The following is a 6,416-nucleotide window of genomic DNA, read 5'->3' on the forward strand; positions in this document are numbered from 1 at the left end:
CGTCCTGATCACCGCCGCCAGCTACCCGTCGGTCAAGGACGCCGGCTCTGCCTTCGACCAGATGGTCGAAGAGATGCCGGAGGGCGTCCTCGAAATGATGGGGGCCGCGGACGGGCTGACCACCCCCGCAGGCTATTTGAACAGCCAGCTCTACTCCAACGTGTTCCCGATCGTGCTGCTGATCTTCGGGATCAGCGCAGCGGCATGGTCGATCGCGGGATCCGAACGGGAGGGAACATTGGAGTCGCTGCTGGCCAACCCGGTGCATCGCTGGCGGGTCGCCCTCGAGCGGTTGACCGGCATCGCACTCTTGCTTGCCGTGCTGACGTTCGTCGCAACCGCTCTGCTCGCTGCCCTGCGCTCACCGTTCGAGCTCGACGATCTCGGCATCGGAGCGCTGACCGCCGCCGGGGTCGCGACGTTCCTGCTCGCGCTGCTGTTCACCGGCATCACGTATGCGATCGGTGCGGCCACCGGAAGCAAAGGTTGGGCCATCGCCGGCGGCGCCGGTCTCGCCACCGCGACCTACGTGCTGTTCGGTCTGTCCAGCCTCGTGGACTTCTTCGAGAACGTGCGGTGGGCCTCGCCGTGGTACTGGCTCCTTCAGCCGTCACCGTTGGCCGACGGCTGGACCTTCCAGGCGATCGGTGCGCCGTTGCTCGTCGTCGTTCCCGTCGCCGCCATCGGCACAGCCCTCTTCACTCGCCGCGACCTCACCTAACCCGATGATCATCAACCGTTAGACCGGTCCTGGCACGGCCAGGGGTTGATGATCACCGGATGGAGCCGGCCGATCAGCAGACCGGGAGCCGTTCGGCGAGGTAACCCTCGATCCGGTCCAGACCGACGCGCTCCTGCGCCATGGAGTCGCGTTCGCGTACCGTCACCGCGTCGTCGTCGAGCGTGTCGAAGTCCACCGTGATACAGAACGGCGTGCCGATCTCGTCCTGGCGACGGTAGCGGCGGCCGATGGCACCCGCGTCGTCGAAGTCGACGTTCCACCGTGCGCGCAGGGCCTTGGCGAGATCCCGCGCCTTCGGCGACAGCGCTGGGTTACGCGATAACGGCAGCACCGCGGCCTTGACCGGGGCAAGCCGGGGATCGAACCTCAGCACGGTCCGCCGGTCCACGCCACCCTTGGTATTGGGCGCCTCGTCGACGTCGTAGGCGTCCAGCAGGAAAGCCAGCACCGAGCGGGTCAGACCGGCCGCCGGCTCGATCACGTACGGCGTCCAGCGTGTGCCCTTCTCCTGATCGAAGTAGCTGAGATCCACTCCGGAGTGCTTGGAATGGGTGGTGAGGTCGAAGTCCGTGCGGTTGGCGATCCCCTCCAGCTCGGCGAACTCCGCACCGCCGAAGCGGAACCGGTACTCGATGTCGACGGTCCGCTTCGAATAGTGCGAGAGCTTCTCGGCCGGGTGCTCGTAGAGACGCAGGTTGTCCGCCGAGAGCCCAAGATCGAGGTACCAGTCCCAGCGGGCCTGCAGCCAATACTCGTGCCAGTCCTCGTCCGTGCCCGGCTCGACGAAGAACTCCATCTCCATCTGCTCGAACTCGCGGGTCCGGAAGATGAAGTTGCCCGGCGTGATCTCATTCCGGAATGACTTGCCGGTCTGCGCGATGCCGAACGGCGGCTTCTTGCGGGCAGAGTTCATCACGTTCAGGACGTTGGTGAAGATGCCCTGGGCCGTCTCCGGGCGCAGATAGTGCATGCCCTCAGCGCTCTCCACCGGGCCGAGGAACGTCTTGAGCAGGCCGCTGAACATCCTCGGATCGGTCCAGGAACGCTTCGCTCCGCAGGTGGGGCAGGGCACGTCGTCCAGTCCGGCTGCCGGCTGCCGCCCTTTCCGCTCGACGAACTCTTCCTCCAGCTGGTCCGCCCGGAAGCGCTTGTGGCAGGCCTGGCATTCCACCAGCGGGTCGACGAACTCCTCGACGTGGCCGGAGGCGGCCCACACGTCGCGCGGCAGAATCACCGCCGAGTCGAGCCCGACCACGTCGTCGCGCTGCTGCACGACGGCACGCCACCACTGTCGCCGGACCTGTTCCTTGAGCTCGACGCCGAGCGGCCCGTAGTCCCACGCCGATCTGGTCCCGCCGTAGATCTCACCGGTGGGAAAGACGAATCCGCGCCGCTTAGCGAGGGAGACTACGGCGTCGACGGGGGAAACAGGCACAGGTGATCACTCCATCCGGCTGGCTGTCGGCGAAACGGTCAGCCACCGAGGCTATCAACACTTCCTGTCCGCGCTGCCGCCCGCTCGCCGCCGTCAGTACCGGTGCGCCGACGGCGGCGGCCGCCGGAGGGCTGCCCCTGCCGCACCGCCAGCACGGCCAGCCCCGTGGCGACCGGCACCGCCGCGATGATGCCGAGGCTGCCGACCAGTCCCCGGACCACCTCCTGCGCCACAGCTTCGGTGGTCAGCGCGTCGCCGACGCCCAGTCCGGCGACGCTGAACAGCATCAGCAGCGGCAGCGACGCGCCGACGTACGCGAGCACCAGGGTGTTCACCGTCGCGGCGACATGTTCACGCCCGATACGCATGCCGGCGGAGAACAGTTTCCGGCGCGACGACGTGGGGTCGGCCGCCGCCAGCTCCCACACAGTCGCGGTCTGTGTGACGGTGGTGTCGTCGAGCACGCCGAGCGCACCGACGACGAGGCCGGCGAGGAGCAGGCCACGCACGTTGATATCCGCATCGACCGTGCCGATGTACGCGGCCGCGTGGTCGACGAGACCGGTGAACTGGCCGAGCGTGGTGAACAGGGCACCCAGCACACCTGTCAGGGTCAGACTGATCAGCGTCCCGATCAAGGCGACCGAGGTCCGTATCGAGACCCCATGCGACATGTACAGCGTCACGATCATGATGGCTGACGCCCCCACCACGGCGACCGGCAACGGATCCTGTCCCGACAGCAACGCTGGTAGCAGGAAGAAGACGATGACCAGCACCGAGATCGCCAGCCCGCCCAGCGCGGCGAGCCCTTTCCACCGGGACAGCAGCACCACGGCGACGGCGAACACGGCACCCAGCCACAGCAACGGCATCCCCCGTTGGAAGTCGGTGACTTCGTAGCGGGTCTCCAGCGGCTGGTCCTGCATGCCGGTGAGGACGACCTTGTCACCGACCGAGAACTCCGGTGCACCGTCGCCGAACCAGAGCGGTACCACGGTCTCCATGCCCTCGTCAGGTCCCGACTCGATCAGGACATCGGCCTCCTGGCATTCGCTGCTGCCCTGGCCGCCCTGACCGCCCTGGCCGTCACCGTCCGGTGGAGCACCATCACCATCCGATGGGGCACCCTCGACGCCCTCACACGGACCGATCGCCGTGATCTGCGCGTCCGTACGCACGCCCGCCTCGATGCTGGGTTTCTCGCCGGAGGGCCAGAGGAACGCCAAGCCGCCGATGGTCAGCAGGATCAGCGGGATCAACACCGACAGCACGGTCTTGCGGACCCGAGGACTTGCCGGTGGTACCTCGGGATGCAGGTGAACCCCGGTCACTGTCCGCCCTCCCGCCGGTGGTTCTCGTCCGCCGGGTCGTCGGCCGCTCTCCGCGAGGCGTCCCACTCTCTCTCGTCTCGACCCAGCGAGGCGTCCCGCATTCTCCCGTCTCTGCCCGGTACGACGTCCAGGTCTGTCGCCACGGCCGGACCGGCCGCGTCTCCCAGGCCGACGTCGTCCGCGTCGGCGGCCAGCGCGGTACCGCCCTCCGGAGTCATGACCTCGAACGCCGTGGGCTCGTCGACAGCCCGGGAGAGCAAGGGCACCGCGTGGAGCTTCACGTCGTACGAGGACAGCGCCCGACGATACGATCCGACATCGAGCCACTCGCTGGTGAGCACCCACAGCGTCGGGTCGTCCGTGGCGCGGCCCAGGTGCCCGCGTATCCAGCCCGCCTGTTCGGCGAGCGTTCGCAGAGCCTGGAACGCTTGATCACGGAAGACCGGCGCCTCGGCGCGAGGGACCCGGTATCGGGTGACGACGAGCATGACAGTCCTTTCAGGCGGGAGGGCATCGCCGAGCATAGTGCAGGTCGCGCCCCGTTCCGTGGGATTACCTCGCGGCCGTACCATTCTTGGAGCACGCTCATCACGGACGTGGCCATCACCGTACGCCCGATCTGTGATGCCCGCCCGACCAGAGTCCGGAGACGAGGACGATCGTGTCTAAGAAACGCCGCCAACCGCACCGCACACCGCAGCGGCGGCCAGCCACTCCCACTGCTGCTCAGCGCACCCCGCGGCAAGGGGGCTCCCGTCGACCCGGTCCGGCTCCGGTGTCGCAGCCGGGCTGGCGCGCGGGCCTCGAGCGGGCCAGCTATCCCATCCTGCTCCGGCTCACCCGGCTGCCGAAGTGGTTCCTCGGTCTGCTCACCGCCGGCGTGTTGCTCGGCGGCCTGCTCGCACCGGCGCCCTGGTCACCCATACTCCTCGCGCTGGTCGTCCTCTTCCTGACCTGGCTACTGGTGCTCGCGTGGCCGAAGCTCGAGCCGACCGCGCGGATCATCCGCGCCACAGTGATCGCGGCGCTGGCCGCATTGATCGTCGCGCAATCCGCCGGCGTGCTCTGAGAAGGGACCGCAGGGGAGGCCGCGGCGACATGCCCACTACGACCCCACGGTGTGCCCGAGGCGAACGCTCAAGGGCATCTCCCTGGCCCCGATTCCGCTCCACCCTCGGCTCTGGCCCCGATTCCGCTCCACCCTCGGCTCTGGCCCCGATTCCGCTCCACCCTCGACTGACGCGTCAAGGGCCGTGCGGCCGTTATTGCTGCGCGGCGCAGCGGGGGCAGAGGCCGAAGATCTCGAGTGTGTGCGCGACGTCGACGTATCCGTGCTCCTTCGCCACAGACTTCGTCCACCGTTCCACCGCGGGCCCGGCTACCTCTACCGTGGCCTTGCAGGAACGGCAGACCAGATGATGGTGATGCTCGTCGCGGGCGCATCGCCGATAAGCCGCCTCCCCGCTGGACGTGTGCAGCACGTCGACCTGCCCGTTGTCCGCCAATGTCTGCAGCGTCCGGTAGACGGTGGCGAGCCCGACACTCATGCCGCGGGTGCGCAGCACGGCATGCAGGTCCTGTGCGCTGATGAAGTCCTCGGTCTCCTCGAGCACTTCGTCGACGGCGGCGCGCTGACGCGTCCGCCGCTGCTCTTTGACCGGCTGCTGCTGTAGCGACACTGCTGGCGACCGCCTCTCTGCTTCCAGCTCAATACGTCAGGCTCCACTGTAGTTGGAACGGCCCGTTCCTGGCTTCAACCTGAACAGAGATGTCGTTCATACCCTTAAATAACGACGGATCGACCCTTGTTTTGACAATGGTTGTCAATCTTTATGAGAATTGGTCCCATGAAATCGTGCTTCTTCACCCGAGGTCTCACTGCGCTGGCGGTCTCTGGGCTCGTCCTGGCCGGCTGCGGGTCGGACGACGAATCCACGGACGACGGCGCCTCGACCGGCGACGGCCCGTCGGTCACCGCGGCGTTCTACCCGATGGCGTTCATCGCCGAACGGGTCGCGGGCGAACACGCCACTGTGGAGAACCTCACGCAGCCAGGCGTCGAATCGCACGACATGGAATTGACCGCCCAGCAGGTGGGCTCGCTTTCCGACGCGGAGCTCGTGCTCTACCTGAGGGACTTCCAGCCCGCCGTCGACGAGGCGATCGACCAGAACAGCTCCGGAGTCACCGTCGACGCGGCCGAGGTCGTGGAGCTCCGTCCCGACGAGCACGATCATGACCATGACGACGAGGACGATCATGGCGACGACGCGGCCGATGACCACACCGACGACGAGGGTCACGACGAGGACAACGGTCACGACCACGACGAGGAAGAAGCCGACGACCACGACGACACCGAGGACGAGGCTGACGAGCACGAGGATCACGCCGACGACCACGGCAGCGATGACGCCGATCACGACGAGGACGAACACGACGAGGCCGCGGACGACGAGCACGACGAAGGCGAGCACGAAGACGAGCACGACGAGGCGACCGACGACGGGCACGACCACGGGGACCTCGATGGGGACCCGCACCTCTGGCTCGATCCCACCAACATGGCGACCCTGGCGCACGCGATCGCGGACGAGCTCGCTGAGCTCGACCCGGACAACGCCGACAGCTACGACGCCAACGCCCACGAGGTGATGGATGAGCTCGACGAGCTGGACGAAGAGTTCGAGGCCGGCCTCGCGCAGTGCGAGCGCTCGCTGATCGTGGTGAGCCACGAGGCGTTCGGGTACCTTGCCGACCGCTACGCGCTCGAGCAGCTCGGCGTCGCAGGACTCGACCCGGACTCCGAGCCGTCGCCGGCGCGGGTGGCCGAGGTTCACGACACCATCGAGGACGAGGGCGTCACGACGGTCTTCTACGAGCGTCTGTCCAGCCCGGACGTCGT

Annotated in this window: 7 protein-coding genes; 3 read left to right on the forward strand and 4 right to left on the reverse strand. The window is 67.5% G+C overall.

What is annotated here, in order from left to right; translation table 11 throughout:
- The coding region (locus ELR45_RS12380; protein WP_165367712.1) for an ABC transporter permease at positions 1-721 on the forward strand (721 nt) is incomplete at its 5' end.
- A gap of 73 nt (positions 722-794) precedes the next feature.
- Here the strand turns inward: ELR45_RS12380 and ELR45_RS12385 are convergent.
- The 3 genes from ELR45_RS12385 to ELR45_RS12395 are packed head-to-tail and all read right to left on the reverse strand — an operon-like array spanning position 795 to position 3,999.
- Positions 795-2,177 (reverse strand): glycine--tRNA ligase, encoded by a 1,383-nt coding sequence (locus tag ELR45_RS12385; protein WP_129666340.1) that lies wholly within the window; start codon positions 2,175-2,177, stop codon positions 795-797.
- A gap of 38 nt (positions 2,178-2,215) precedes the next feature.
- Positions 2,216-3,511, reverse strand: a complete 1,296-nt coding sequence (locus ELR45_RS12390; protein ID WP_129666342.1) for a YibE/F family protein — start codon at positions 3,509-3,511, stop codon at positions 2,216-2,218.
- Positions 3,508-3,999 (reverse strand): antibiotic biosynthesis monooxygenase family protein, encoded by a 492-nt coding sequence (locus ELR45_RS12395; RefSeq protein ID WP_129666344.1) that lies wholly within the window; start codon positions 3,997-3,999, stop codon positions 3,508-3,510. The genes ELR45_RS12390 and ELR45_RS12395 overlap by 4 nt, the downstream gene beginning before the upstream one ends.
- Positions 4,000-4,172: 173 nt before the next feature.
- Between ELR45_RS12395 and ELR45_RS12400 the strand changes: the two genes are divergently transcribed.
- The gene (locus ELR45_RS12400) at positions 4,173-4,580 is read left to right on the forward strand and encodes a DUF6703 family protein (RefSeq protein WP_129666346.1); all 408 of its coding nucleotides are present in this window, start codon (positions 4,173-4,175) and stop codon (positions 4,578-4,580) included.
- 193 nt (positions 4,581-4,773) lie between these two features.
- Here ELR45_RS12400 and ELR45_RS12405 read toward each other — a convergent pair whose 3' ends face one another.
- A complete protein-coding gene (locus tag ELR45_RS12405; RefSeq protein ID WP_129666348.1) occupies positions 4,774-5,190 on the reverse strand; it encodes a Fur family transcriptional regulator in 417 nt (138 codons plus the stop codon).
- A gap of 168 nt (positions 5,191-5,358) precedes the next feature.
- Between ELR45_RS12405 and ELR45_RS12410 the strand changes: the two genes are divergently transcribed.
- Positions 5,359-6,416 (forward strand): metal ABC transporter substrate-binding protein (locus ELR45_RS12410; RefSeq protein ID WP_165367713.1); only part of this gene is annotated, 1,058 nt, incomplete at its 3' end.

Origin of the sequence: Phytoactinopolyspora endophytica, from assembly GCF_004138495.1 — a bacterium.
In the GTDB taxonomy this organism is placed as follows: domain Bacteria; phylum Actinomycetota; class Actinomycetes; order Jiangellales; family Jiangellaceae; genus Phytoactinopolyspora; species Phytoactinopolyspora endophytica.

What these genes read in the sequence shown, in the direction of transcription:
- ELR45_RS12395 (WP_129666344.1), bottom strand. Translation starts at nt 3,999, where the DNA reads ATGCTCGTCGTCACCCGATACCGGGTCCCTCGCGCCGAGGCGCCGGTC.